Genomic DNA, 25,444 nt, shown 5'->3' on the forward strand with positions numbered 1-25,444 from the left:
ATCCCCCCCCACCCCTATTTCTTGGGTCGGGCCAACCCCACCCCCCGGGGGGGGGGGGGGGCCCACCCCCCCCACCCCCCGCAGGGCGTAGGGTGGCGGAGAGGATGGGATTCGAACCCACGAGAAGCTTTTGACCTCTACTCCCTTAGCAGGGGAGCGCCTTCGACCACTCGGCCACCTCTCCGTTGCGCCGGTGGATAAAGAAAAGCGCCGGCACAATCAACAAGCTGGCGCTATTATCCTGGAAAAATCGACCCTTCGCCAAAGCGCCGCCCAGCGATGTGGCGATTCTGCGGCGATTCCCTGGTTCGCGACTCGCGCCATGGTCACATTTCGGGCCGACCATCGCCGGAATCCGCCGTTTGCAACGGCTTGCGAAGGGCTGTTGGTTAACGGGAGCCTTCGGAGTGAGGCCAAATCGTGTCATTTGTGCAACAACGCCGGGGTATAGCGCCAACACAAACCTTTTGCCGGTACGATCGTGGTTGAACGCCGCCGTCTCATGGGTAATGTCGGGTTTGAAGGAGCGGCGCGGTGCGCATCTTTTTCGGTAGTGGGGATGGGGCAGGGAACGCTGTCCTTCAGCAAAGAATACCCAGACCCGTTTTTTAACTTTTGACTGGAGGTCAGAAAATGAACATCAAGAGCCTTCTTCTCGGCTCCGCTGCGGCACTGATCGCAGTTTCCGGTGCGCGCGCCGCCGACGCCGTCGTCGTCGCCGAGCCGGAACCCGCTGAATACGTCAAGATTTGCGACGTCTACGGCGCTGGCTACTTCTACATCCCCGGCACCGAAATCTGCATGCGCATCGGCGGCTACGTCCGCTATGATATCTCCGCCGGCGATGCGGGCGCGTTCACCGGTGCCCGTTACCAAGACCTTTCGGAAGCCTTGGAAGGCAGGGACGATGTCAACGACGGCTATTTCAAGCAGGCTCGCTTCACGCTGAGGACCTATACCGGCCAGGAAACCGAGATGGGCACCTTGAAGACCTACACCGAGACCCGCTTCAACTGGGGAACCGGTTATCACGGGTTCGATCTCGACAACAACCCGCTCACCCCTGATGCACAATTCTCCAGCTTCGGCAGCAGAGGCGTTTCGCTGAACTTCGCCTGGATCCAGCTCGGTGGTCTCCGCGTCGGTAAGGACGAAACGGCCTTCAATACGTTCACCGGTTACGCCGGCAACGTCATCAACGATACGCTGGTTCCCTACGGCGGCTTCGACACCAACGTCATCCAGTACTACTTCGATGCCGGCAACGGCTTCTCGGCAGTGGCGTCGTTGGAAACCGGTGAAGGCTTTATCCTTAACGGCGACACCCCGGCAAATGCAACGCTCCACCTCGGCCACGATTCGATCGACAGCTATGTTCCATATGTCGTCGGCGGCGTGAAATACACGCAGGGCTGGGGTTCGATCTCGGGCGTCATTGCCTATGACAGCGCAGTGGAAGAATGGACAGGCAAGGCTCGCCTGGACGTGACGCCGATGCAGAACCTGACGCTGTTCCTGATGGCCGGCTACGGTTCGGACGACAATATCCCACGCAACTTCTACAAGCAGTGGAGCGGCAACTGGGCAGTCTGGGGTGGTGGCACTTACACCATCAACGAGAAGACCTCGTTCAACCTTCAGGCGGCGTATGACGAAGGCGAGAACGTCGGCATCGCGGCGAACATCGCCTACGACATCGTCCCCGGCTTCACGATCACGGCCGAAGTCGATTACCTGCACTTCGGTGACAACAATTTCGACAACTGGACCGGTGCTACCGACGAAAACAGCATCGGCGGTGTCCTCCGCTTCCAGCGCTCGTTCTAAGGGCTGGACTTAAGCAACTGAAATCCAGCCCGGGCGCTTCAACGCCCGGGCTGTTTTTGTTTTCGCGACTGGTAGCAAACAGAAGGAAAAGGGGGTTCGGTAGCTGAACAGGGTTGTGGAACGATGTCGTTGGGATCCGCCACTGGTGGATGAAATCGGCCGCAACGCTTAAAACTCTTGAAAGGGCACCGCCAAGCAGGTAGGTCTAGGCCTATCCACTCGGGGGTGTGGCGAATAATGACGAACGATGCGATTCAAGAGGGAGGGACCTCTGATCATTTTTCGATGTTTTCTTCTCAAACTGCAAAGATAAAATACAGTTACAACAAGATACGAGAAGTAAAGTCGCATAGGATCGGAGAACTTTTTTCAGCTTACCGGGACACACTTTGGGATGATGGGCGGCATAAATACAATGTCAGCTCTTTCATCGGCGAAATAGACGAAATTCTCCTTGGGGAGCGTTTCAGCGCCTTTGACCAAAGCACCCTCGACAACCTTATCGGCACCTTGCGCCAGCGCGGCAACAGCAACGCAACCATCAACCGGAAGATGGCTGCCCTCAGCAAACTGCTGCGCAAGGCTCACAAGATGGGGGATATCCATAGCCTGCCCGAGTTCCGCCGCCAGAAAGAGCGGGCGGGACGGATTCGTTTCCTCGAAAGGGACGAGGAGGCTCGGCTGTTTGCCGCCATCAAAAGCCGCAGCGAGGACGCCTATCGGCTTTCCGTCTTTCTCGTCGACACCGGTTGCCGCCTCGGCGAAGCGCTGGGCTTGATCTGGAACGATATCCAGGAGCACCGCGTCAGTTTCTGGATCACCAAGTCCGGCCGCAGCCGCACCATCCCGATGACCGAGCGGGTAAAAGAGGTGATCAAGCTGCCGGCCACCGAGGGCCGCCGGCCCAAAGGCCCTTTCACCAAGCTTAGCCAGGCGCAGTTTCGTGCCATCTGGAACGATGCCAAGGCCGAGGTCGGGCTTGGCGCCGACGATCAGGTCGTGCCGCACATATTGCGCCACACATGCGCCTCGCGTCTCGTCCAGGGCGGCATCGATATCAGGCGTGTGCAGATGTGGCTCGGCCACCAGACGCTGTCGATGACCATGCGCTACGCCCATCTGGCCACCAACGATCTCGACGGCTGCGTCACTGTGCTGGAGACGCCGCGGTGCAGTGGCGCGGACAGCGGCGGCGCAAGTCCTTTGTCCTCTCCACCTTCGGCAAGGCGGGAACCAAAAAGCGAGCCGGTCGCAAGCAAGGCACCAAAGCCCGCGAAGAGAAGCGCCAAATCCTGACGGTTTGGGTGGTCTGGCGTAAGTCGGTCGACCTGACGACGGATTGCAGGCCAACTCATCAAGTCGGCGCTGCCCCTCACCCTTACCCTCTCCCCGTGAAAAACGGGGAGAGGGCAGTTCGTCAGCGTTGCGGCCGTCTGTCCTTCTCCCCGTCACTACACGGGGAGAAGGTGCCGGCAGGCGGATGAGGGGCGGCGCCGACATCCAACAATTATTCTCCGGGACGCCAGCAGAGCTGTTAATCGCTGCCAGAATGCTTCACAGGTACAAGATAAGGCAGAGAGTTACTTAAACTTACCGTGGTTTTACTTCCAACCGCTCCGCCGCTCCACCCGATCGAAAAAACCAGCGATCCTGGCCGGCAGGATCCCGGACTCCAAAAACGGTGCATGCCCCTGGCCGTCAGCGGTGATCGTCTCGATATCGGTATGGCGCGTCCGCATCTGCTCGAGCGTTTCGGCGGACAGCAGCTTCGAGTTGGCGCCGCATATGACGAGCATTGGGATGGCCGCCAGCGCGTCGAACTGTGGCCAAAGATCGGGCATCGGCCGGCTGGGATCGAGGCCCGCCAGCGTATCGACCAGTTTCGGATCGAAATCGGGCAGAAATCCCTCCTCGGTCTCGCGGTAGAGGGCTGACGCCATCCGCTCCCAATCCGCATCGGTCAGCGCCGCAAAATCGGCGCCATGGGTGCTGCGCAGGCCGCGGACCACCTCTGCGTACGCCTTCGGCCTGGGCGCGGGGTCGAGATAGGAGCGGATATGGGCGAGACCTTGCGCCTCGATCACCGGGCCGATGTCGTTGAGGACGACGGCCTTCAGCACGGCCGGCCGCATCGCCCCGAGCACATGGATGATCAGTCCGCCGCGCGACGTGCCGATGAAGGCAGCCTCCTCGATGCTCAGCGCCGCCAGCCCGGCGAGAATATCGCCAGCTTCGATGCCGATATTGTAATGGCCGATATCGGCATCGTAGGCGGACTGCCCGCGCCCGCGATAGTCGAAAGCGACGACCTTGCGCTTCGCCTGCGTCGACAGATAAAGCGCCAGCTCGTGAAAATCACGGCAATTGCGGGTCAGGCCGGGCAGGCAAACGACTGGCCAGCGGCCGGAATTCGCTTCGCCGTAGATGCGGGCGTGCAGGGACAGCCCGTCCGGCGCGGCGTAGAAGAAATCGGAGAAACCCTGCTCGGTTGCCATGTGGACTCCGTTCCTCTCGCTGCTGGCTTGTTTCAACTGCTACAGGCGAGGGGCCGGTAGGGTCAAATAGGGGAGGCGCCGAAGTTGCAGGGTCCCTCAAGGGGGAGATTGGCTGTCATCGTCGCTTTCGCCAAGTTTCGCCGGATGCAGAAAGGCACTGTCCACGAAGCTGCCGATCTCCCCCCTGGTGGGACCCTTGGGGAGATGTCCGGCAGGACAGGGCGGGCCGCTGTCCGCCAACTCGACGTCCGGAACTTTCAAAGCCTGAAACAAAAACCCGCCTCGTTGGGCGGGTCGTCGGTGCGAATCAGCACCATACTTAAATCAGTAGCATAGCTGCCGGCACAAAGCAAGAACAAAATACGCTGTGACCGGCAAACTTGGCTTGAAGCCCGGTCGTCACCCCCGGCCGTTCACCAGATCCCCGACAATGTCGTACTTGCCGGAGATACGCATCTTGTAGACCTCGTAATTCTCCATCACGCGCTGGACGTAACTTCTTGTTTCCGTATAGGGAATCCGCTCGATCCAGTCGACGACGGCATCGACGTCCTTGCCGCGCGGATCGCCGTATTTCGCCACCCACTGGGCGGCGCGGGCGGGGCCGGCATTGTAGCCGGCGAAGGTCAGCACGTAGGAGCCGTCGAAACGGCCGAGCTGCTCGCCGAGAAAGGCAGCGCCCAGCGTTGCATTGTAGCCGGCATCGGTGGTCAGCCGGGCCTGAGAAAATGTCATGCCGGCCTTCTTCGCCAATTGCTTGGCGGTGCCTGGCATTAGTTGCAGCAGTCCGCGCGCGCCGGCGCTGGAGATTGCGCCGATGTTGAACTCGCTTTCCTGGCGGGCAATCGCATAGGCCAGCGCCTTGCCCGAGCCGGAGATGTTGGCGGTGTCGGGAATGACGCCGAGCGGATGCGACAGCGCGCCGACATCGATGCCGCGGGCGCCGGCGATCTTGCCGATCTTCAGCGCCATGAAATGGTTGCCTTGTCTTTCCGCCAACACCGCAAGCAGCGCCAGTTCGCCGGGGTTGTTCAGCTGCCCGGCGAGGTCGCGGTAGAGCGTCTCGGCATAGCGGTCATAGCCGGCCTCCTGCAGCCGCTTGATGGCGCTGACCGCCTCGCGGGTGGCGAAATTCTGGCGGTCGGCGGCACTTGGCTGTGGGTAGACGATGTTGAGGATCTGCCGGCCGACGCGCTCGCCGGCGAGCTGGCCGTAAAAGGTCGTGCCGTAGCTTGCGGCGCGGCTGAAATAATCCTTGGCATTGCCGGGGCCGCCGACTTCGGCGGCGCGGCCGAGCCAATAATAGGCGCGCGACAGCGACATCGGCCCTTGGGCGAGCTCCGCGATTCGCGCAAAATGCTTGGCGGCGATGCTCGGGTCGTTGAGGCCGCGCAGCGCGTACCAGCCTGCATGGAATTCCGCCTCGGCAGCATTGGCGGGACTTTCGGCGGCATGCGCGGCGACTATTCTGTAGGCGGTCTTCATGTCGCCCTGGTCGACCAGCTCGCGCGACAGCACCCGGCGCTCGACCCACCAGGCGTCCGGATCGACCAGAGCGTCGCGGTCGCCCGGCGCCTTCATCACCAGCGCGGCGGCGTCGGAAAATTTCTGCTGCTTGCGCAGATATTCGGCTTCGGCAAAGAGATAGCCGGCCGCCCGCTGCGCTGCCGGCACCGCCTTCAGCAGCTTGGCCGCGTTCTTGTCGCCTTTGGTGACTGCCGCCCAGGCATCGGCCAATTGCTGGGCGCGGGCGAGACCGGCGACGCGCAGCGCCGAAGCGACCCGGTCGGCATAAAACATCCGCTCCATGCGGAAGCGATGGTCGGCGGCCGGAATCAGCGCACCGAACTCGCGAATGACCGCCGCCTCGTCCCTGGCTTCGAGCTTTTCGGTCCGCCAGAATGGCGACAGCACCGAGCGCGCCGCCTTGGTATCGCCCAGTGCTACATAGGAGCGGGCTAGGATCACCACGCCCTCGAAGGTCAGCGGCTGGCTGCCGTCGAACGCCCGCACCACGATCTGCGGCGTGGGGTTCTCGCGATAGAGCGCGCGCTCGCTGTTCTTGCGCAAGGCGATCGTACCCGGCCAGTTCGGCAGCATTTTTGCCGCATCGGCGATGTCGCCGCTCGGCACCTGGTCGCCGCCATAGAGCGCGATCGCCCAGGCAAGGATGTGCCGGTCGAGCGATTTGGCCGGCAGCGCCTCGCGCACCTGGCGCGCGCGCGCAATGTCATTTGCCGCCAGCGCATCGAGACCGCTCTTCAGCACCGCGACGCTCGCGGACGGGGACTGCTGCACCGCATCGTTCTGCGGCTCGGTCATCGGAATCGCCGACGTAACCTGCACATCGACGCTGCTGCCGATCGCCGCGCCGGGAATCAGGGCGACGATCGCGCCGATAAGCGCGAAAAGATGAGGCCGCCTGATCGGCATGGATTTGGTCATCCCCGTTCTTCGACGCTACAACAGACACAGATGAATTGAAGCTTACTCGTCTGTGATGAAGGGCCTGTAAAGAAAACCTTCTCGAGGTCATTCGAATTGCAATTGCTGGCGCAATGCTTGCCGCGCAACAATGTCGAGACTATGGTGCGCCGCTTCGCTTTCGGCTAGAAGGCGCGCACGACAAACCCGAAAGTCCCCAAGGAGTTGGACGACATGCTGAGAGGCTCGCTGACCGCGCTCGTCACACCGTTCGAAAAGAGCGGCCGTTTCGACGAGAAAGCCTTTCGCGCCTTCATCGCCTGGCAGATCGCCGAGGGCACGACGGGCGTGGTCCCGGTCGGCACCACAGGCGAGTCGCCGACGCTGTCGCATGACGAGCACCGCCAAGTCGTCAAGGTCTGCATCGAGGTCGCCAAGGGCCGGGTTCCTATCGTCGCCGGCGCCGGCTCCAACAACACCGAAGAGGCGGTCGGCCTGGTCCAGTATGCCGAGAAGGCGGGCGCCGACGCGGCCCTTGTCGTCACGCCCTATTACAACAGGCCGACGCAGCGCGGCCTCTATGCGCATTTCGCCGCCGTCGCCAAGGCGACCAGCCTGCCGATCATCATCTACAACATTCCACCGCGCTCGGTGGTCGACATGAGCCCGGAGACGATGGGGCAATTGGTGCACGACTTCAAGAACATCGTCGGCGTCAAGGATGCCACCGGCAAGGTCGAGCGGGTTTCGGAGCAGCGCGCCACCTGCGGCAAGGATTTCATCCAGCTCTCCGGCGAAGACGCCTCGGCCCTCGGCTTCAACGCGCATGGCGGCGTCGGCTGCATCTCGGTGACGGCAAATGTCGCGCCCAGACTCTGCGCCGAATTCCAGGAGGCGACGCTTTCCGGCGACAGCGCCAAGGCGCTCGACCTGCAGGACCGTCTGTTGCCACTGCACAAGGCGATTTTCCTGGAACCCGGCGTTTCCGGCGCGAAATATGCGCTGTCGAAGCTGGGCAAGGTCGAGAACGTGCTGCGCTCGCCGTTAATGACGGTCGAGCCGTCGACCGCCGAGAAGATCGACGCGGCGATGAAGCACGCCGGCTTGATAAATTAGGGATGAGGCGCCACCTCTCCGCATCATGAATATCAGAAAAGCCGATCCCAACAACAAGACCGTTGCGGAAAACCGCAAGGCGCGGTTTTCCTATGAGGTGCTCGACACGATCGAGGCCGGCCTGGTGCTGACCGGTACGGAAGTGAAGTCGCTGCGTCAGGGCCAGGCCAATATCCAGGACAGCTATGCCTCGGTCGAGGGCGGCGAGATTTGGCTGATCAACTCCTATTTGCCGGAATATCTGCAGGCCAACCGCTTCAACCACGAGCCGCGCCGACGCCGCAAACTCCTGCTCAACAAGCGCGAGATGGCCAAGCTGTCGCAGAGCGTCGACCGCGAAGGCATGACGCTGGTGCCGCTGAAGATCTATTTCAACGACCAAGGGCGGGCGAAGGTGCTGCTCGCCGTCGGCCGTGGCAAGAAGCTGCACGACAAGCGTGAGACCGAAAAGCAGCGCGACTGGTCGCGCGAGAAGGGCCGGCTGCTGAAAGAGCGAGGGTGAGCAGAGGTCCGCGAAGCGGACGAAAAGCCAGTGATTTGGCTTTTCGAGCGACGAACGCCCGGAGCCATGGCGGAGGGCAGGGCGGACCAATAGGGATAGGTCTCGTTTGAAAAACCGGATCGTCTCATGGGGCGCGGCCGGTCTGCTCCTGGTGGGCCTCGTCCTGGCCGGCGGCTATACCTACTTCCAGACATTTTCTCCGGATCGCGGCAAATATCCGGTCAGGGGCATCGACGTTTCCCATCATCAGCGGCAGATCGACTGGCGGCGTGTTGCAGCCGACGATGTCGCCTTCGCCGTTATCAAGGCAACGGAAGGCGGCGACCATGTCGACGATGCCTTCGCCGCCAATTTGCGTGCGGCCCGCGCCGCCGGCCTTGCCGTCGGCGCCTATCACTTCTTCACCTTCTGCAGGCCGGGTGCCGATCAGGCACGCAACTTCATCTCGGTGGTGCCGCGCGATCAGCCTTTGCTGCCGCCGGTGGTAGACATCGAGTTCGGCGGCAATTGCCCGCAGCGGCCAACTCCCGAACAGCTGAGCGCCGAACTCTCAGCCTTCCTCGGCCCGGTCGAAGCAGCGTTCGGCAAGACGGCGATCCTCTATGTGACCGACGAGGCCGCGCAAGCCTATGCCGGGCAGGTAGCCGGCCGCCCGCGCTGGCTGCGTTCGCTGGCGCTGCGGCCAGGCCATGACGACTGGATTTACTGGCAGTACCACAACCGGGGCCGCGTCGACGGCATCAGCGGCGACGTCGACCTGAATGTTCTCCAAGGCGGGCCGGCGACGCTGGCCGCGTTGTTTGCCGCAACGCCTGAAGCGACGGCGTCGGATTGACGCTATTCCTGTCCGGCGAAAGCACCCTCAGTGGCGCGATGACAGGAACGACGAAGCCCTCGCCAATGTGGCTATTCATACCGCAGGCGGCGCCGTGCTAAGTACATTTGATGCCGGAGCGCCCTTCATCAGCCAATGACAGCAACGCCCCGCCTGCTGCGACGGACGGCGGCGACCCCCGCCTGGCATTTGTCTATGCGGAGGCAGTGCGTGGCCTCCAACACCAGCAGGGCGTGGTTGAAAGTCTCAATACGCGCGCGGGAAATCTGATTTTTGCAACTGCGTTCGCGAGTTCTCTCCTTGGAGGCAGGGCGCTCCTGGATGGCATAGGGCCTTGGGACTGGCTGGCGCTGACATTGCTTTTTCTTGTCGGACTGCTGGTCGCGATTATGGTGTGGCCATATTATAACTATACGTTCCGTTTCGATCCAGAGAAGCTGCTCCAGGACTTCGTCGATCAGCATCCTCCCGCAACCATGGACGGCATGCACCGAGCGCTTGCGCTGCGTATCAAATCCGACATGGCCAGCAATTGGCGGATCATCCAACGCCTGCGCGTCGCGCTGCAGCTTGCACTGTTACTATGGTTGCTGGATCTCTTGGCCTGGTTGTTCGCGATCACCCGAATCTAGGGCTTGTGCGCCGGCGGGCCTCGTCCGGCTTTCTGTCTTCAGAAAAGCTTCTATCTGACTGAAAACGTTGAGGAACATCGCTTGCGTCAGTACGCCCGTATTGGTGTTGTAGCGCGAGCAATGGTAGCTGGAAAACAGCGCGATGCCATCGGCCTGCTGCTGCCCACCATGCCGGAACGGATAGGCGGCGACGCGCTGGCCGAGCGCCCGCACGGTCGACTGGTGCGCGATCGAGCCCAGCGCCAGCACGGCGCGCAGGTTTGGAAATCGGGCGATCGTCGGTACCAGGAACGTCCGGCAGGTGGCTATCTCGGCACCAACCGGCTTGTTCTCCGGCGGCACGCAGCGCACCGCATTGGTAATCGCCGTACCGACAAGCTCCAGCCCGTCATCTGGTCGCGCTTTGAATTCGCCGCGCGCAAAGCCGTGCGCGATCAGCGTATTGTAGAGCAGATCACCGGCAAAATCGCCGGTGAAGGGGCGCCCCGTCCGGTTCGCGCCGCGCAGGCCAGGCGCCAGCCCGACGATCAGCAAGCGCACCGCATCCTCGCCTTCCGGCGGCAAAAAGGTCGGCACTGGCGCGTTGAACCAGGACGGCTCGCGCTGCCGCCACTCGGCGATGAAGTCGTGCAGCCGCGGACAAAGCGGGCAGTCGCGATCGGGTTCGGGAGAGGCGGCCAGGGGCGCGGTCAAGGCAACGACCGTCAATAGTCTTCCTCGTCGACTTCGGCCGGCTCGGGCCGGCGTACCGGCCGCTCCGACGGATCGCGGCCGACTTCATTCTTGAGCGCCATCAAGTCGATGAAATGGTCGGCCTGGCGGCGCAGGTCATCGGAGATCATCGGCGGCTGCGATGCCATGGTCGAGACGATCGAGACCTTGCGCCCACGCCGCTGCAGCGCCTCGACCAGCGTGCGGAAATCGCCGTCACCTGAGAAGATGACATAATGGTCGACGACATCGGCGAGCTCGAGCGCATCGACGGTCAGCTCGATATCCATATTGCCCTTGATCTTGCGGCGGCCGGTCGAGTCGGTGAATTCCTTGGCTGGCTTGGTCACCACCTTGAAGCCGTTATAGTCTAGCCAGTCGATCAGCGGCCGAATCGAGGAGTATTCCTGATCCTCGACCAGCGCGGTGTAGTAATAAGCGCGCAGCAGATAGCCGCGTTTCTGGAAGCTCGACAGAAGTTTGCGGTAGTCGATGTCAAAGCCCAGCGCGCGCGAGGTGGCGTAGAGATTGGCACCGTCGATAAAGAGAGCGATTTTTTCACGAGGATCGAACATGGAAAAATGTCCTTTTTCGAAATAAGCGGTCGTCTAAATGCGTGGCGACTATCGGCCGGTCTGATAATAGACCTGTTGGCCTTCATCGTTCGAGATAACGCCAGTTTTACGGCAATCCAAGGCACCATGCGGCACCGCAAGCAATTGTGATCGGCGCTGCGTCGTCGCAGGCGGCCCGCGTCAGAGCTGGGCACCGCCATAAAAGCTTGTATTTTGGCGGCGTTCGGGTTATGGACCGCGCCTGTTTTCCATCAAATCCAGGCATGAAAGGGGCAACTCATGGCCCGCGTAACCGTTGAAGATTGCATCGACAAGGTCGACAACCGCTTCGAGCTGGTGCTCCTGGCCGGCCACCGCGCCCGTCAAATCAGCCAGGGCGCGCAGATTACCGTACCTCGCGACAACGACAAGAATCCGGTCGTTGCGCTCCGCGAAATCGCCGACGAGACGCTATCGCCGGACGACCTCAAGGAAGATCTCATCCATTCGCTGCAGAAGCATGTCGAGGTCGACGAGCCGGAAGCCGATGGCGAGGCGATTGCCGACCAGACCGGCAGCACTGTTGCGGCCACCGATGCCGACGACGCCGAGGACAACGTCACCTTCGATCGCATGACCGAAGAAGACCTGTTGGCCGGCATCGAAGGGCTGGTACCGCCGGAAAAAAGCGACGATTATTGATCTTAGCAACAACTGCCGACACTTTCGCGTCGGCAGTTTCGTGGCTATCTATGACATGCGCCGTACGCCAGTGCGGCGCATGATTCATTTCAGCATTGCGAGATCCCGCCATGATGCGTCAGTATGAGCTTGTCGAGCGCGTCCAGCGCTACAAGCCTGACGTCAACGAGGCGCTGCTCAACAAGGCCTATGTCTACGCCATGCAGAAGCATGGCCACCAGAAGCGCGCCTCCGGCGATCCCTATTTCTCGCATCCGCTCGAAGTCGCCGCCATCCTCACCGAAATGCACATGGACGAGGCGACGATTGCCGTTGCCTTGCTGCACGACACGATCGAGGACACCACGGCGACCAGGGCCGAGATCGACGAATTGTTCGGTCCGGAAATGGGCAAGCTGGTCGAAGGACTGACCAAGCTGAAGAAGCTCGACCTCGTCTCGAAGAAGGCCGAGCAGGCGGAGAACCTGCGCAAGCTGTTGCTGGCGATCTCGGAAGACGTGCGCGTGCTTCTGGTCAAGCTCGCCGACCGCCTGCACAATATGCGCACCCTCGACCATGTGCCGGAAGCCAAGCGCCTGCGCATTGCCGAAGAGACGATGGACATCTACGCGCCGCTGGCCGGCCGCATGGGCATGCAAGGCATGCGCGAGGAGTTGGAGGAGATCGCCTTCCGCTTCATCAATCCCGAAGCCTACCGCGCCGTCACCGCGCGCCTCGTCGAAATTTTCGAGCGCAACAAGGGCGTGCTGTCCGAGATCGAGAAGGCACTGTCCACACTGTTCGACAAATATTCGATCAAGGCCGAGGTCAAGAGCCGGCAGAAGAAGCCGTGGTCGGTGTTCCGCAAGATGGAAGCCAAGGCGCTGTCGTTCGAGCAACTGTCCGACATTTTCGGCTTCCGCGTCGTTGTCGAGACGGTCGAGGACTGCTATCGCGCGCTCGGCGCCATCCACACCACTTGGTCGATGGTGCCCGGACGCTTCAAGGACTATATCTCGACACCGAAGCAGAACGACTACCGCTCGATCCACACCACCATCGTCGGCCCGTCGCGCCAGCGCGTCGAATTGCAGATCCGCACCTACCAGATGAACAAGATCGCTGAATACGGTGTCGCCGCTCATTCGATCTATAAAGATACCGGCGGCAAGATGAATGGTGCCGTCCATGCGATCTCGAAGGAGACCAATGCCTATGCCTGGCTGCGGCGCACCATCGAGCAGCTTGCCGAAGGCGACAATCCCGAGGACTTCCTCGAAAACACCAAGCTGGAACTGTTTCAGGACCAGGTGTTCTGCTTTACGCCGAAAGGCATGCTGATCGCGCTGCCGCGCGGCGCCACGCCGATTGACTTTGCCTATGCCGTCCACACCGATGTCGGCGACACTTGCGTCGGCGCCAAGGTCAATGGCCGCATCATGCCGCTGATGACGGAGCTGAAGAACGGCGACGAGGTCGAGATCATCCGCTCGAAGGCGCAGGTGCCGCCGGCGGCGTGGGAATCGGTGGTCGTTACCGGCAAGGCGCGCTCGGCCATCCGCCGTGCCACCAAGAACGCTATCCGCAAGCAATATTCGGGTCTCGGTATCCGCATTCTGGAGCGCGCCTTCGAACGGTCCGGCAAGACCTTCACCAAGGAAAACCTGAAGCCGGTGCTGCACCGGCTGGCGCGCAAGGACATCGAGGATGTGCTGGCCTCGGTCGGCCGTGGCGAACTCGCCTCCAGCGACGTCATGAAGGCGGTATTTCCTGACTACAAGGACGAGCGCGTCACGCTGGTCGCGCCCAAGCAGCGCGAGGAGGGCTGGTCGAAGATCCGCAACGCCGCCGGCATGCTGTTCCAGATTCCGGGCCGCGCCGCACGCAAGGACAAGAACCAGCCGCGTGACGATGCGGTGCCGATCCGCGGCGTGCGCGGCGATCTGCCGGTGCGCTTCGCGCCGGAGGGGGCAGTGCCCGGCGACCGCATCGTCGGCATCGTGCAGCCGGGAACCGGCATCACCATCTATCCGATCCAGTCGCCGGCGTTGCAGGCCTTTGACGACCAGCCTGAGCGCTGGATCGACGTGCGCTGGGATATTGACGAGCGCACCAAGGAGCGGTTCCCGGCGCGTGTCTCGGTCACCGCCATCAACGCACCGGGTTCGCTGGCCGACATTGCGCAGGTCGTCGCATCCAACGACGCCAACATCCACACCTTGTCGATGGTGCGCACCGCGCCCGATTTCACCGAAATGCTGATTGATCTCGAAGTGTGGGATCTGAAGCACTTGAACCGGCTGCTGTCGCAGCTAAAGGACAATTCGAGCGTCAGCGACGCGCGACGCGTGAATGGGTGAATAGTGAATAGTGAATAGTGAATAGTGAATAGTGAAAGAGGGTGCTCTCACTACTCACTACTCACTACTCACTACTCACTACCATTCACCCATTCACCATGGGCATGGAGCGAACGATGAACACCGATGAAGTGCTGGGCATTTTCCGCGAGGCCGGCGCCGTTCTCGAAGGGCATTTCATCCTGACGTCCGGCCTGCGCAGCCCGGTCTTTTTGCAAAAGGCGCGCGTTTTCATGCATGCCGACAAGACCGAGCGCTTGTGCAAGGCGCTGGCCGAAAAGATCCGCGCTGGCGTTCCCGGCAGGATCGACTATGTCGTCGGCCCAGCGATCGGCGGGCTGATCCCGGCATATGAGACCTCGCGCCATCTTGGTGCGCCGGCGATCTGGGTCGAGCGGGAAGGGGGCGAATTCAGGCTCCGCCGTTTCGAAATCGCCAAGGGGTCGCGCGTTGTCATTGTCGAGGACATCGTCACCACCGGCCTGTCGATCCGCGAGACCATCGACTGCCTGCGCGCACTTGGCGCCGATGTCGTTGCCGCTGCGTGCATCATCGACCGCTCGGCCGGCAAGACCGATGTCGGCGTGCCGCTGATCGCGCTCGCCGAATATGAAGTTCCGGCCTATCCGGCCGACAGGCTGCCGCCCGAGCTCGCCGCCATACCGGCGATCAAGCCGGGCAGCCGCAATATATGACTGAGGCGCTTCCGTGATTGCCGGCATCGATCATTTCGTGCTGACGGTTCGTTCAGTGGACGATACCTGCGCCTTCTATCAGCGCGTGCTTGGCTTCAAGCGCCTCGACGAGCCGGACCGACCAACGGCGCTGCTGTTTGGAACGCAGAAGATCAATGTGCACGAGGTCGGGCACACCTTCGAGCCGAAGGCCAAGGCGCCGACGCAGGGCTCCGGAGATTTCTGCTTGATTGCCGCCCGTCCGCTCGCCGAGATATGTGCCAACCTCGCCGCCAATGGTGTGGTGATAGAGGTCGGCCCGGTCGAGCGTGTCGGCGCTCGGGGCGCGATGATGTCGGTCTATTTCCGCGATCCGGACGGCAACCTCGTCGAGGTCAGCGAATATCGATCCTAAGTGACGCTCCTTAAATTCGCCGCGATCATGCCCTGTTCAGAACGGCGACACCAAGGGCCGGCGCGAGCGGCCACCGAGCGGATGCCGTCGGCCTCGTTGTTCTTCGGCCAGCGCATCGCTATATCAAAGTCGTAGTTGCTTTTCGGCGACCGCAGAGCGCAGCATGGGGCTGTCGCGCCCGGCTGGAGAAGCCGGCGTGAAGCTATTGACGGAACTAGGAACAGGAACAGAGTGCTTTTTCGACGGCGCAAGCCTGATGGTTTTTTCGAGCGGGTGCGTACTTATTTGTGGCCGCGCCGCTCGTTCTCGCGCTCGCTGCGGTATTTTTCCAAGCGCATCCTGCGGCTTAGGGCCACGCCGCATGCCGTGGCCGCCGGCGTTGCGGCGGGCGTATTCGCGTCGTTTTTCCCGCTTGGCTTTCACTTTATCATTGCTGCCATCCTGTGCTGGCTGATCGCCGGCAATCTGGTCGCGGCAGCACTCGGCACGGTCTTCGGCAACCCCCTGACCTTTCCGCTGCTATGGGCCGCCTCCTGGGAGGTCGGCAAGCTGATCCTGCATGAACACCTGCCGGCGCATGGCCCGCCCGCGCATCTCGGCGACATGCTGCATAATCTTTCCTTTGCGCAATTGTGGGGACCGGTGCTGAAGCCGATGACGATCGGCGCAATACCGCTCGGCCTGGTTTTCGGCCTGCTGTTTTACGGCATCACCCGCTGGGGCATGGTCACTTTCCACGAGCAGCGCCGCAAGCGGCTGGCCGAAAGAGCGGCAAAGGCTGGAAAAACCGGGCCGGAAGTTCCTGCCGAATGATTATCGGTATCGGCAGCGACCTCATCGACATCAGACGCATCGAGAAGTCGCTGGAACGCCATGGCCAGCGCTTCATCCAGCGCATCTACACCGAAATCGAACAGGCGCGCTCCGAAAACCGCGCGGCGCGTGCGGCCTCCTACGCCAAGCGTTTCGCTGCCAAGGAAGCCTGCGCCAAGGCATTGGGTACCGGTCTGGCGCAGGGTGTGTTCTGGCGCGACATGGGGGTCGTCAACCTGGCCAGCGGCAAGCCGACCATGGCGCTGACCAATGGGGCGGCAGCGCGGCTGGACGAAATTCTGCCTGAAGGGCACCGCGCGGTGATCCACCTCACCATCACCGATGATTTTCCGCTCGCTCAAGCCTTTGTGATCATTGAAGCGTTGCCGGTCGAAGAAGCGCCACATTGATTGCATCTGACCACCGGCATGACGTTGCCCAGCGCGCGCCGAGACTCTATACCATCCAACGCACAATCGAGGACGACATGAGCGTGGCTGAAAAAACCCAGAAGAAATCCGGCGGACTTGGCGAAACCGTCAGCGTCATAGTCCAGGCCCTGCTGCTTGCGCTGGTCATCCGCACGCTCCTGTTCCAGCCGTTCTCGATCCCGTCCGGGTCGATGCGGCCGACTTTGCTCGAAGGCGATTATCTCTTCGTCACCAAGTGGTCCTACGGCTTCTCCCGCTATTCACTGCCGTTCGGGCCGAACATCTTTTCGGGCCGCATCTGGGGCTCAGAGCCGAAGCGCGGCGACGTGGTGGTGTTCAAGTTTCCGCCGGATCCTTCTGTCGATTATATCAAGCGCGTCGTCGGCCTGCCGGGCGACAAGATCCAGGTCAAGGATGGCCAGCTCTTCATCAACGACGTGGGTGTGCCGCGCGTCAAGGTCGGGCAGATCGACAACCGCGACATCACCGAAGAGCCCTATCCGGTCGATGTCTATCGCGAGACGCTGCCGAACGGCGTCAGCTACGACACGCTCGACCTGACGCATGCTTCGATCGGCGACAATACCAAAGAGTTCAAGGTGCCGCCCGGTCACTATTTCATGATGGGCGACAATCGCGACAACTCGTCGGACAGCCGCTTCACCGTCGGCTTCGTGCCGGACGAGAATTTGGTCGGCCGCGCCAACCTCATTTTCTTCTCGATCGGCGGCAGCGCCAGCCCGCTCGAAATCTGGAAATGGCCGTCACTGATGCGCGCCTCGCGCCTGTTCCATTTCGTCAATTAGGGCCATGGCGGCGACGAAACGGCTGACCGCCGATGCGCTCGCCGAGGCGCTCAGGGAGCGCACCGGCCACAGTTTTGGCGACCATCAGCGCCTGCAGCGGGCGCTGACCCATGCCAGCGCTCGCGGCAGTCAAGCCGGTATCGACTACGAACGTTTCGAATTCCTGGGCGACCGCGTTCTCGGCCTTGTCGTTGCCGATATGCTGCTGGCGGCATTTCCCGACGCCGCCGAGGGTGAGCTGTCGCTGAGATTGAACGCTCTGGTCAACGCTGAAGCCCTGGCGGAAATTGCCGAGGAGATCGGCCTGCCGGAACTCATTCGCGCCGGTTCGGACGTACGCGGCCTCGACGGGCGCAAGCGCGTCAATCTGCGCGCCGATGCATTGGAATCGCTGATCGCCGTGCTCTATCTCGACGGCGGATTGGAAGCGGCCCGTGCCTTCATCCACAGATACTGGCAGCCGCGCTCGCAAGCCATTGACGCCGCCCGTCGCGATGCGAAAACCGAACTCCAGGAATGGGCGCATCAGGCGGCAGGCGCAGTGCCGGTTTACATAATCGACAGCCGCGAGGGACCGGACCACGATCCGCTGTTCACCGTCAGTGTCAAGGTTGGCGCCTATCCGCCGGCGACCGGCAGCGGGCGCTCCAAGCGCGAGGCGGAGCAGGCTGCAGCCGCGGCACTTCTGCAGCGGGAAGGCGTCTGGCTCGATCAAGGGAGTGCCGCATGACCTCCACCGAAGCTCCGGCAACAGAAGCTCCCGCTACCCGCTCCGGCTTCGTCGCGCTGATCGGCGCGCCCAATGCGGGGAAATCGACGCTGGTCAACCAATTGGTCGGCGCCAAGGTGTCGATCGTGACGCATAAGGTGCAGACCACGCGCGCTATCGTGCGCGGCATTGCCACCCACAACAACGCGCAGATCGTCTTCGTCGACACGCCGGGCATATTCAAGCCGAAGCGCCGGCTGGACACCGCAATGGTGACCACAGCCTGGGGCGGTGCCAAGGACGCCGATATTGTGCTGCTCTTGATCGATGCCGAGCGCGGCATCCGGGGCGATGCCGACGCCATCCTCGAGCGGCTGAAGGATGTCCGGCAGCCGATGGTGTTGATCCTCAACAAGGTCGATCGGGTCAAGTACGAGACGTTGCTGGCATTGTCGGCGGCAGCCAACGAAAGGGTGCCGTTCAAGCGCACCTTCATGGTTTCGGCGCTGACCGGGTCCGGCTGCAAGGACCTGCTCGACTATCTCGCCGAGACCTTGCCGGCCGGCCCCTGGTACTATCCGGAGGACCAGATCTCCGACCTGCCGATGCGCCAGCTCGCCGCCGAGATCACCCGCGAAAAGCTCTATCTCAGGCTGCATCAGGAACTGCCCTATTCCTCCCACATCGAGACCGAGAAATGGGAAGAGAAGAAGGACGGCTCGGTGCGCATCGACCAGACCATCTATGTCGAGCGCGACAGCCAGAAGAAGATCGTGCTTGGCCATAAGGGCGAGACGATCCGCGCCATCGGCCAGGCGGCACGCATGGAAATAGCAGGCATACTCGAACAGAAGGTGCACCTCTTCCTGTTCGTCAAGGTGCGTGAGAACTGGGGTGACGACCCCGAGCGCTACCGCGAAATGGGGCTCGAATTTCCGCACTGAGCCTGTTTGGGCGATCCGCCGAGCGGCCTGTTGGCCGCCTCAGGATTCTGAGAGGTCGCCGGGCTGCCCAATCGGTCGACTTGCATCTTGAACAGCCGGCCGAATCATTCCGGGAAGGCTATGCGTGGACCACGTCGGTCGACCCGTTTCTTATTGGCACCGGCGCGACCCGAAATCCTGAGCGGGTTCTGAGAAATTTCCGATATTTCATGCAAAATCGGTCAGTTAGATCGGCTGGAGCACCTGCCGACACTGCGACCGTGCGTGGTTCCCGTTTGTCGTCTCTCCGTCATACACCCTGCCTATAGGCTGTGCGAAAGACCCGCTTCCGAGCAAACCGGAACAGGCGGGCAAACAGCCAGATTAGGACATGACCGGGACTTGGAATCGCATCGACCCCATCCGTCAGATCGAGTTTGCAAACGCCGTCGCTGTTGAGATCGAGCGCGTGCTGGCGCGGCAAGGCAAGGTGACGAACAGCGATGCGGTCGTCGCAGCGGGCAGGGTCGCCGGGGCCGTTGCCGCCGCCGTCGCCCTGCTTGCGCCGACCGACATCAGGGCGATCGACACCATGCAGGAAAGATTGCCCGGCATGGCGTCGCGGTTCGTGCGGATATTGGCGGCCGAAGCGACTGAACGCCGTACCCGGACGCCTCTGTCGACGGCGCACGAAGGCCAAGGGGCAGACATCCAACCCCTGGCCGGAACGGGCGACCTCGACGCGATGCGGGTCGAGGACTGGGCCGGTCGGGTCGCCGGGTCGACCTTCCTGCAGGAAAATCTCGGCATATCGCGCTCGACCCTGCATCGCTGGCAGCGGAGCGGCACGGTCGTTGCGTTGCGCACCGGTGGCCGCAAACATGTATTTCCTCTGGCGCAGTTCGTCGACGGCAGGCCGGCTCCGGGTATCAACGAAGTGTTATCCGCGATGCCCGATCCGCGGCGTGCCTGGTCGTGGCTGGTCGGCCCCGCGCCCGGCCTTGCCGGACGTATTCCCATTGAAATGCTCAAACAGGATCTGGTGGCGGAAGTCGTTCTTGCCGCACAGAACGCAGCGATGGCGAAGTTGGCTTGATTTTCGCCGCCAACGTTAGAAGTCTATTCCAAAAAAATAACACGTAAAAGGAATATCAACCGGACTATGACCGGTTTGTCGGCTAATGGAATAAGTATAGTTTCGTACAATTGTGACAATGTCTCGTTTGTGCCGGGAGCAAACGTGAAGAAAAATATGAAGTGATATTTGTGCAACATGGATTTCTTCTGTTAAGAAAACATTGATTATTTTTGGAATCGTCATTGAGACTGGAATGCGGATGAGTATGTTCGCCGCCTGAAGAGGGGGTGCGGTGCGCGCCTTGTTCGACGTGGGTGAGGCGTTCAGCCGTTCAACCACGGATTCAAAGCCATTTTTAACTTTGACTGGAGAGGTCAGAAAATGAATATCAAGAGCCTTCTTCTCGGCTCAGCCGCGGCATTCGTCGCGGTCTCCGGCGCGCACGCCGCCGACGCTGTTGTGGTCGCCGAGCCGGAACCCGCCGAATACGTCAAGATTTGCGACGTCTACGGCGCCGGCTACTTTTACATTCCCGGCACCGAGACCTGCCTGCGGATCGGCGGCTATGTCCGTTACGACGCCAGCTTCGGTGACGGTGGCCGCGTTTTCGGCGGCACGACGACACACGACCTTATGGACGGTGACGAACAGCAGACCTGGAACAAGAATGCCCGCTTCAATTTGAAGACGTGGACCGGCCAGGAAACCGAGCTCGGCACGTTGAAGACCTACACCGAGACCCGTTTCAACTTCGGCAATACCAAACACACCGTGAGCGGTGTTGATTTCAGCGTGCAGGACAACAAGGCGGTTACCCTGAACTTCGCCTGGATCCAGCTTGGAGGTTTCCGCGTCGGCAAGGATGAAACTGTCTATGATTCGTTCATCGGCTACGCCGGCAACGTCGTCCAGGACACCATCATCCCGTACGGCACCAAGGACACCAACCTGATCAGTTACTATTTCGACGGCGGTAACGGCTTTACGGCAGTCGCCTCGGTCGAAACAGGCTCCGGCGCTGACCAGTCGATCGACAGCTACGTTCCGTTTGTCGTCGGCGGCGTGAAATACAAGGGTGACTGGGGTGCGATCACCGCCGTCGGCGCCTATAACAGCACGTCGGAAGAATGGGCCGGCAAAGCTCGCCTCGACGTCAAGCCGATTACTGACCTGACCCTGTTCGTGATGGCGGGCTACGGCAGCGACGACAACGTCGCAAAGAACTTCTACAAGCCGTGGACTGGCAACTTTGCCGTCTGGGGCGGCGGCAGCTATGCCGTCAACAAGAAGACCTCTTTGAACGCCCAGGTCTCCTATACCGACGACAAAGACTTCGCCGTTGCGGCCAACGTCGCCTACACCATCGTTCCTGGTTACACGATCACCGCCGAAGTCGATTATTACGACAATTTCGATGCCGACGATGCCGACGCAATCGGCGGCATCTTCCGCTTCCAGCGCTCGTTCTGATCAAACGACGATCTCGCAAAAACGGCCCGTAGCGATACGCTACGGGCCGTTTTGGTTTGGCGGCGGATAAGTCGCTCATCTTGATTTCGCCATCGAACCGGTGACAAGCTCTGGTCATGGAATGGCGCGACGAGGGAATCATTCTCGGCACCCGCAAGCATGGCGAAACCAGCGCCATTCTCGAGGTGATGACACGTGCGCATGGCCGCCATCTCGGTCTCGTGCGCGGCGGCCGTTCGCGCAAGCAGCAGCCGGTCTTGCAGCCCGGCAACCGCGTCGACCTGTTGTGGCGGGCGCGGCTCGACGAACATCTCGGCACCTTCCAGGCCGAGGCCATCGAAATGAACGCCGCCCGGCTGATGGACAGCGCCGTTGCCGTTTACGGCTTGCAGACGATGGCCGCGCATTTGCGTCTTCTGCCGGAGCGCGATGCCCATCGCGGTCTCTATGAGACGCTCGCGGTCATGATCGCCCATCTCGACGATGCCGATGCCGCCGGCGAGCTGGTGGCCCGCTTCGAGCTGCTGGTTCTCGACGAACTCGGTTTCGGCCTCGATCTCAGCCAGTGTGCGGCGACCGGCACCAGGCAGGATCTTGCCTACGTCTCGCCGAAATCCGGCCGCGCCGTGTCGCGGGCGGCGGGCGCGCCGTGGCGCGACAAGATGCTGGCGCTGCCTGCCTTCCTGCAGCGCGGTTCGGGCCTGCGCGCCGATCCGGCGGCGATCGACGACGCCTTCCGGCTGACCGGCTTCTTTTTGACCCGCCATGTCTACGAGCCGCGCGGTATCGAACCACCCGGCGCCCGCGCCGGCTTCCTCGCCGCCTTGCGCAAGCATTATGCGGGCGGCAAGGCAATCGCCGGGGAAACCGCCGTCGGCGAAGCCATCAGGTGAGCGAAGTGGAACTCTACCCCGGCCGGGTTTCGCCGCTTGGCCTCGACATTATTTGACGCGGCCGATCACACCAGGGACCGGCGAGGTGGTGTGCGAGGGCAAAGTGGTGCACAAGGGCCGCACGCTGGCGGTTTCGGAAGCGGCGCTGAAGGATGCCAACGGCAAGCTGCTGGCTTTCGGCACCGAAACGTGCTCGATCTTTCCGGCGGCCAATCTGGCGGCACGTTGAATGGACCAGCCGTCTGGCCGCCGCATTTGAATGTCACTGAACATTGAATGTCAGTGACGACTGGCCTGGTTTGGGGGAACCGCCATGTTTGAAAGCCTGATTGGCCTCGTCGCCATCATCGCGCTGTTCGTCATCATTTCACGCCAGCAGAGCCGTATCGGCCTGATCGAGCGCGAGCTTGGCGCGTTGCGCAGCCTCGTGCTTTCGGGCGCGCCTGTCCTGCCGCCGCAAGCCAAGGAACCGGCTGCAAACGACAGCAAACCGGCGGATGGCGCAATCCCGCCGGCGGCGGCAGCCGACATGGCCGCATCGCCAGGGGCCGAGACCGCAGCGGTCGCATCAGCGGCAGAGGCAGAAGCCGATACCGCGGCGCCGTCCGCACCGGAGCCGGCGCAACCGGCGGCAGCGGCGAAAGCCGCCCGCCAATCCGACGTCGAAACGGCGCTCGGTACCCGCTGGGCGGTCTGGGTCGGCGGCATCGCGCTGGCGCTGGGCGGCCTGTTCCTGATCCGCTACACGATCGAGGCCGGCATTTTCGGGCCAGGCGTGCGGCTTTTCATGGCGGCGGCACTTGGGCTGGCGCTGGTCGGCGGCGGCGAGTTCATCCGGCGCACCGGCTTCAAGGTCCCGGTGCAAGGTGCCGCCGGTGCCTATATCCCGGCGATCCTGACGGCGGCCGGCGCTTTCATCCTGTTCGGCACGGTCTACGCCGCGTACAGCATTTACGGTTTCATCGGCCCGGCGCTCGCTTTCACGCTGCTCGGCGCCATCGGGGTGGCGACGATCGCGGCAAGCCTGGTCCACGGTCAGGCGCTGGCCGGCGTCGGCCTGCTCGGCGCCATGGTGACGCCGCTACTCGTCGCCTCGCAGGCGCCCAATCCGTGGGCGCTGTTTGGCTATCTGGCGATCGTGCTCGCCGCCACCGGCGTCATTGCCCGCATCCGCGACTGGAGGCTCTTGATGGCCGCAGCCTTCGTCGCCACGGGCATCTGGACCATCTTCTACATGACCGAAGCGCCGGGGACGAACCTTTCCGTCATCCTCTTTATCGACGCGGTGACACTGGCCGTGCTCGCCTTCGTCTGGCTTGGCCGTCGCAGCGAAGCGGTCGCCGACACCGGCTTCGACTGGCCGTCGATCGCGCCGGGGTTCTTCGTCGCTCTTTCAGCGCTGGCCCTGTTCGTCGATCCGGTCTTTGCCGCCGCCGGCGATGCCTTGCAGGGAGCAGCCCTTATCGTAGCCCTGGTGGCGATAGCGCTCTACCGGCCGCGAGCGCTTGCACTGCTGCACGCCGCCGGGCTGGCGACGGTACTGGTCTATCTCGGCATCATTCCGCCGACCACGGTCGCCGCCGATTTTTCGGGCGGCGCTCTCGGTGTCGATGGCGTGCCGGTTGTGGCGTCTGATGCCTTGATGCTCAGGATCGGCATCGCGCTGGGCCTGGTCTTCATCGGCGCCGGCTTTTGGGCAGCGCGCCGTTTTGCGGCTCCTGGCTGGCTGCGCGCCGCCACATGGGCGGCCTGGAGCGCTGTCGCGCCACTGGTCATCCTGCTGGCGCTCTGGTTCACCTTCGGCAATCTCGACCGTGACCTTGCTTATGCGGCCGCAGCGGCCGTTTTGGTCGGGATCTTCGTCGCCGGCGGCGAATGGATAGCGCGCGGCGAAGCGCCGCCGCTGACCGGCGGCGCTGCCGTCTCCTTCGCGCTCGCCGGCGCGGCGATCGCCGGCCTGCTGATGCTGCACATGGCCTTTGGCTCCGGCTGGACAACCGTCCTGCTCGGAGCAGCCGCCGTTGTGCCGGCACTGGCGACGCGCTGGCGCAGCTATCCGGTGCTTGGCTGGATTTCGGTCGGTGCGGTGATCGCAGTGCTCGGCCGTGCCGCCTTCGACCCGACCATCGTCGGTGCCGAGTTCCTGTCGAAAACACCCGTGTTCAACTGGCTGCTGCTCGGATATGGCGTGCCGGCGCTCGCCTTCGGCTTTGCCGCCTGGCAACTCGCCCGCACAACCAATGGCCGGCCGCGCCTCGCCATGGAGGCCGGCGCCGCGCTGTTTGCTCTGCTCGCCGTTGCCATGCTGGTGCGTCATGCCATGCATGGTGGCGTCATCGACAGCGGCTCGATGACACTTGCCGAACAGGCGATTTATACGCTGATCGCCATCGGCGCCGGTGCAATCCTGGTCGCCATCGACATGCGCTCGCCAAGCTCGGTGCTACGTTACGGCTCGATGGCTGCTGGGGTGCTCTCGGTCGCCTTCATCGTCATCCGGCATTTTGTGGTGCTGAACCCGCTGCTGACGGATGAATCGACCGGCGGCATTCCGGTGTTCAACCTTCTGTTCCTGGCCTATCTGTTGCCGGCAGTCGCGACAGGCGCACTGGCGCTCTATACCCGCGACAAGCGGCCGAAATGGTATGCGGCCATGCTTGCGGTTGTGGCGGCGGTGCTCGCCTTCGTCTATGCCACGCTGTCGGTCAGGAGGCTGTTCAAGGGCGAGTTCATCGGCCTGTGGAGCGGCCTCGGTCAGCTCGAGACCTATACCTATTCGGCGCTCTGGTTGGCCATCGGCGTGGTGCTGCTCACCGCCGGTGTCTGGCTGAAGTCGCAGGTGCTGCGCATAGCGTCTGCGGCGCTGATCGCGGTCGCCGTGCTCAAGGTCTTCGTCTTCGATATGTCGGAGCTGGAAGGCGTGTTGCGGGCGCTGTCCTTCATCGGCCTCGGCGCGGTGCTCATCGGCATCGGCTTGTTTTATCAGCGGCTGCTGACAAGGGCGGCGAAAGAAAAGCTCGAGACGAGCAATAGCTGACGATTTCAATTTGGCCGGGAATAAAGCTGGCATCGGCAGCGTTATTCAGTTGCTTGGG

Annotated in this window: 24 protein-coding genes and 1 tRNA gene; 20 read left to right on the forward strand and 5 right to left on the reverse strand. The window is 62.3% G+C overall.

What is annotated here, in order from left to right:
• Positions 1 to 93 precede the first annotated feature (93 nt).
• Positions 94 to 184: transfer RNA gene (locus NKH91_RS28870), tRNA-Ser, on the reverse strand.
• A gap of 449 nt (positions 185 to 633) precedes the next feature.
• Here NKH91_RS28870 and NKH91_RS28875 point away from each other — a divergent pair.
• Both NKH91_RS28875 and NKH91_RS28880 read left to right on the forward strand, forming a co-directional pair.
• Positions 634 to 1,827, forward strand: coding sequence for a porin (locus tag NKH91_RS28875; RefSeq protein ID WP_352848777.1), 1,194 nt, complete (start codon positions 634 to 636; stop codon positions 1,825 to 1,827).
• 237 nt (positions 1,828 to 2,064) lie between these two features.
• Positions 2,065 to 3,123, forward strand: coding sequence for a tyrosine-type recombinase/integrase (locus NKH91_RS28880; protein WP_502899041.1), 1,059 nt, complete (start codon positions 2,065 to 2,067; stop codon positions 3,121 to 3,123).
• Positions 3,124 to 3,428: 305 nt separating this feature from the next.
• Here the strand turns inward: NKH91_RS28880 and NKH91_RS28885 are convergent, their stop codons facing one another.
• Together NKH91_RS28885 and NKH91_RS28890 are read right to left on the reverse strand one after the other, a co-directional pair.
• A complete protein-coding gene (locus NKH91_RS28885; protein ID WP_352848774.1) occupies positions 3,429 to 4,322 on the reverse strand; it encodes an alpha/beta fold hydrolase in 894 nt (297 codons plus the stop codon).
• A 399-nt stretch (positions 4,323 to 4,721) separates the two neighbouring features.
• Complete coding sequence (locus NKH91_RS28890; protein WP_352848780.1) at positions 4,722 to 6,755, reverse strand: lytic transglycosylase domain-containing protein; 2,034 nt, start codon at positions 6,753 to 6,755, stop codon at positions 4,722 to 4,724.
• A gap of 225 nt (positions 6,756 to 6,980) precedes the next feature.
• On the opposite strand from NKH91_RS28890, the gene dapA reads away from it, so the two are divergent.
• From dapA to NKH91_RS28910, 4 genes are all read left to right on the forward strand, one after another.
• Entirely contained in the window at positions 6,981 to 7,862 is an 882-nt protein-coding gene (gene dapA / locus NKH91_RS28895; RefSeq protein ID WP_023719896.1) for a 4-hydroxy-tetrahydrodipicolinate synthase, read from the forward strand.
• Between the two features lie 25 nt (positions 7,863 to 7,887).
• Positions 7,888 to 8,364: an SsrA-binding protein SmpB gene (gene smpB / locus NKH91_RS28900; RefSeq protein WP_352848772.1), complete on the forward strand. Its 477-nt coding sequence runs from the start codon at positions 7,888 to 7,890 to the stop codon at positions 8,362 to 8,364.
• 106 nt (positions 8,365 to 8,470) lie between these two features.
• Complete coding sequence (locus NKH91_RS28905) at positions 8,471 to 9,199, forward strand: GH25 family lysozyme (protein WP_352848769.1); 729 nt, start codon at positions 8,471 to 8,473, stop codon at positions 9,197 to 9,199.
• Positions 9,200 to 9,309: 110 nt separating this feature from the next.
• On the forward strand, positions 9,310 to 9,831 hold the full coding sequence (locus NKH91_RS28910) for a hypothetical protein (protein ID WP_352848767.1): 522 nt from the start codon (positions 9,310 to 9,312) through the stop codon (positions 9,829 to 9,831).
• On the opposite strand, the gene NKH91_RS28915 is transcribed toward NKH91_RS28910, so the two are convergent.
• Positions 9,781 to 10,539, reverse strand: a complete 759-nt coding sequence (locus tag NKH91_RS28915; protein ID WP_352848764.1) for a uracil-DNA glycosylase — start codon at positions 10,537 to 10,539, stop codon at positions 9,781 to 9,783. The genes NKH91_RS28910 and NKH91_RS28915 overlap by 51 nt on opposite strands.
• Positions 10,536 to 11,117 (reverse strand): LabA-like NYN domain-containing protein, encoded by a 582-nt coding sequence (locus NKH91_RS28920; RefSeq protein WP_352848761.1) that lies wholly within the window; start codon positions 11,115 to 11,117, stop codon positions 10,536 to 10,538. The genes NKH91_RS28915 and NKH91_RS28920 overlap by 4 nt, the downstream gene beginning before the upstream one ends.
• A gap of 279 nt (positions 11,118 to 11,396) precedes the next feature.
• Between NKH91_RS28920 and rpoZ the strand changes: the two genes are divergently transcribed.
• From rpoZ to NKH91_RS28990, 14 genes are all read left to right on the forward strand, one after another.
• On the forward strand, positions 11,397 to 11,798 hold the full coding sequence (gene rpoZ, locus NKH91_RS28925; protein WP_352481861.1) for a DNA-directed RNA polymerase subunit omega: 402 nt from the start codon (positions 11,397 to 11,399) through the stop codon (positions 11,796 to 11,798).
• A gap of 110 nt (positions 11,799 to 11,908) precedes the next feature.
• Positions 11,909 to 14,137 carry a RelA/SpoT family protein gene (locus tag NKH91_RS28930; protein WP_352814808.1) on the forward strand — a complete coding sequence of 743 codons (2,229 nt, stop codon included), beginning with the start codon at positions 11,909 to 11,911 and terminating at the stop codon, positions 14,135 to 14,137.
• A gap of 116 nt (positions 14,138 to 14,253) precedes the next feature.
• Complete coding sequence (pyrE, locus tag NKH91_RS28935) at positions 14,254 to 14,832, forward strand: orotate phosphoribosyltransferase (RefSeq protein WP_352848758.1); 579 nt, start codon at positions 14,254 to 14,256, stop codon at positions 14,830 to 14,832.
• 13 nt (positions 14,833 to 14,845) lie between these two features.
• The gene (locus tag NKH91_RS28940) at positions 14,846 to 15,226 is read left to right on the forward strand and encodes a VOC family protein (RefSeq protein ID WP_352848755.1); all 381 of its coding nucleotides are present in this window, start codon (positions 14,846 to 14,848) and stop codon (positions 15,224 to 15,226) included.
• 231 nt (positions 15,227 to 15,457) lie between these two features.
• Positions 15,458 to 16,039 (forward strand): DUF2062 domain-containing protein, encoded by a 582-nt coding sequence (locus NKH91_RS28945; protein WP_023677769.1) that lies wholly within the window; start codon positions 15,458 to 15,460, stop codon positions 16,037 to 16,039.
• Positions 16,036 to 16,449 (forward strand): holo-ACP synthase, encoded by a 414-nt coding sequence (gene acpS / locus NKH91_RS28950; RefSeq protein WP_023719885.1) that lies wholly within the window; start codon positions 16,036 to 16,038, stop codon positions 16,447 to 16,449. The genes NKH91_RS28945 and acpS overlap by 4 nt, the downstream gene beginning before the upstream one ends.
• Before the next feature lie 77 nt (positions 16,450 to 16,526).
• Positions 16,527 to 17,276, forward strand: coding sequence for a signal peptidase I (gene lepB / locus NKH91_RS28955; RefSeq protein ID WP_352848752.1), 750 nt, complete (start codon positions 16,527 to 16,529; stop codon positions 17,274 to 17,276).
• Between the two features lie 4 nt (positions 17,277 to 17,280).
• Complete coding sequence (gene rnc, locus NKH91_RS28960; protein ID WP_352848749.1) at positions 17,281 to 18,006, forward strand: ribonuclease III; 726 nt, start codon at positions 17,281 to 17,283, stop codon at positions 18,004 to 18,006.
• On the forward strand, positions 18,003 to 18,929 hold the full coding sequence (era, locus tag NKH91_RS28965) for a GTPase Era (RefSeq protein WP_352885436.1): 927 nt from the start codon (positions 18,003 to 18,005) through the stop codon (positions 18,927 to 18,929). Before rnc ends, era begins: the two co-directional genes overlap by 4 nt.
• Before the next feature lie 370 nt (positions 18,930 to 19,299).
• Positions 19,300 to 20,004, forward strand: coding sequence for an antitoxin Xre/MbcA/ParS-like domain-containing protein (locus NKH91_RS28970; RefSeq protein WP_352494848.1), 705 nt, complete (start codon positions 19,300 to 19,302; stop codon positions 20,002 to 20,004).
• Between the two features lie 363 nt (positions 20,005 to 20,367).
• On the forward strand, positions 20,368 to 21,456 hold the full coding sequence (locus tag NKH91_RS28975) for a porin (RefSeq protein WP_352848743.1): 1,089 nt from the start codon (positions 20,368 to 20,370) through the stop codon (positions 21,454 to 21,456).
• Positions 21,457 to 21,572: 116 nt separating this feature from the next.
• Positions 21,573 to 22,349: a DNA repair protein RecO gene (gene recO, locus NKH91_RS28980; protein WP_023719878.1), complete on the forward strand. Its 777-nt coding sequence runs from the start codon at positions 21,573 to 21,575 to the stop codon at positions 22,347 to 22,349.
• Positions 22,350 to 22,401: 52 nt separating this feature from the next.
• On the forward strand, positions 22,402 to 22,578 hold the full coding sequence (locus tag NKH91_RS28985) for a PaaI family thioesterase (protein WP_023719877.1): 177 nt from the start codon (positions 22,402 to 22,404) through the stop codon (positions 22,576 to 22,578).
• 84 nt (positions 22,579 to 22,662) lie between these two features.
• A complete protein-coding gene (locus NKH91_RS28990) occupies positions 22,663 to 25,386 on the forward strand; it encodes a DUF2339 domain-containing protein (RefSeq protein ID WP_352481852.1) in 2,724 nt (907 codons plus the stop codon).
• The last annotated feature ends 58 nt before the right edge of the window (positions 25,387 to 25,444 follow it).

Source organism: Mesorhizobium sp. M0894 (assembly GCF_040319725.1).
GTDB lineage: Bacteria > Pseudomonadota > Alphaproteobacteria > Rhizobiales > Rhizobiaceae > Mesorhizobium.

What these genes read in the sequence shown, in the direction of transcription:
- NKH91_RS28880 (WP_502899041.1), top strand. Translation starts at nt 2,065, where the DNA reads ATGACGAACGATGCGATTCAAGAGGGAGGGACCTCTGATCATTTTTCG.
- smpB (WP_352848772.1), top strand. Translation starts at nt 7,888, where the DNA reads ATGAATATCAGAAAAGCCGATCCCAACAACAAGACCGTTGCGGAAAAC.
- NKH91_RS28885 (WP_352848774.1), bottom strand. Translation starts at nt 4,322, where the DNA reads ATGGCAACCGAGCAGGGTTTCTCCGATTTCTTCTACGCCGCGCCGGAC.
- NKH91_RS28875 (WP_352848777.1), top strand. Translation starts at nt 634, where the DNA reads ATGAACATCAAGAGCCTTCTTCTCGGCTCCGCTGCGGCACTGATCGCA.
- NKH91_RS28975 (WP_352848743.1), top strand. Translation starts at nt 20,368, where the DNA reads ATGAATATCAAGAGCCTTCTTCTCGGCTCAGCCGCGGCATTCGTCGCG.
- rnc (WP_352848749.1), top strand. Translation starts at nt 17,281, where the DNA reads ATGGCGGCGACGAAACGGCTGACCGCCGATGCGCTCGCCGAGGCGCTC.
- rpoZ (WP_352481861.1), top strand. Translation starts at nt 11,397, where the DNA reads ATGGCCCGCGTAACCGTTGAAGATTGCATCGACAAGGTCGACAACCGC.
- acpS (WP_023719885.1), top strand. Translation starts at nt 16,036, where the DNA reads ATGATTATCGGTATCGGCAGCGACCTCATCGACATCAGACGCATCGAG.
- recO (WP_023719878.1), top strand. Translation starts at nt 21,573, where the DNA reads ATGGAATGGCGCGACGAGGGAATCATTCTCGGCACCCGCAAGCATGGC.
- NKH91_RS28930 (WP_352814808.1), top strand. Translation starts at nt 11,909, where the DNA reads ATGATGCGTCAGTATGAGCTTGTCGAGCGCGTCCAGCGCTACAAGCCT.
- dapA (WP_023719896.1), top strand. Translation starts at nt 6,981, where the DNA reads ATGCTGAGAGGCTCGCTGACCGCGCTCGTCACACCGTTCGAAAAGAGC.
- NKH91_RS28990 (WP_352481852.1), top strand. Translation starts at nt 22,663, where the DNA reads ATGTTTGAAAGCCTGATTGGCCTCGTCGCCATCATCGCGCTGTTCGTC.
- era (WP_352885436.1), top strand. Translation starts at nt 18,003, where the DNA reads ATGACCTCCACCGAAGCTCCGGCAACAGAAGCTCCCGCTACCCGCTCC.
- lepB (WP_352848752.1), top strand. Translation starts at nt 16,527, where the DNA reads ATGAGCGTGGCTGAAAAAACCCAGAAGAAATCCGGCGGACTTGGCGAA.
- NKH91_RS28910 (WP_352848767.1), top strand. Translation starts at nt 9,310, where the DNA reads ATGCCGGAGCGCCCTTCATCAGCCAATGACAGCAACGCCCCGCCTGCT.
- NKH91_RS28920 (WP_352848761.1), bottom strand. Translation starts at nt 11,117, where the DNA reads ATGTTCGATCCTCGTGAAAAAATCGCTCTCTTTATCGACGGTGCCAAT.
- pyrE (WP_352848758.1), top strand. Translation starts at nt 14,254, where the DNA reads ATGAACACCGATGAAGTGCTGGGCATTTTCCGCGAGGCCGGCGCCGTT.
- NKH91_RS28970 (WP_352494848.1), top strand. Translation starts at nt 19,300, where the DNA reads ATGACCGGGACTTGGAATCGCATCGACCCCATCCGTCAGATCGAGTTT.
- NKH91_RS28890 (WP_352848780.1), bottom strand. Translation starts at nt 6,755, where the DNA reads ATGCCGATCAGGCGGCCTCATCTTTTCGCGCTTATCGGCGCGATCGTC.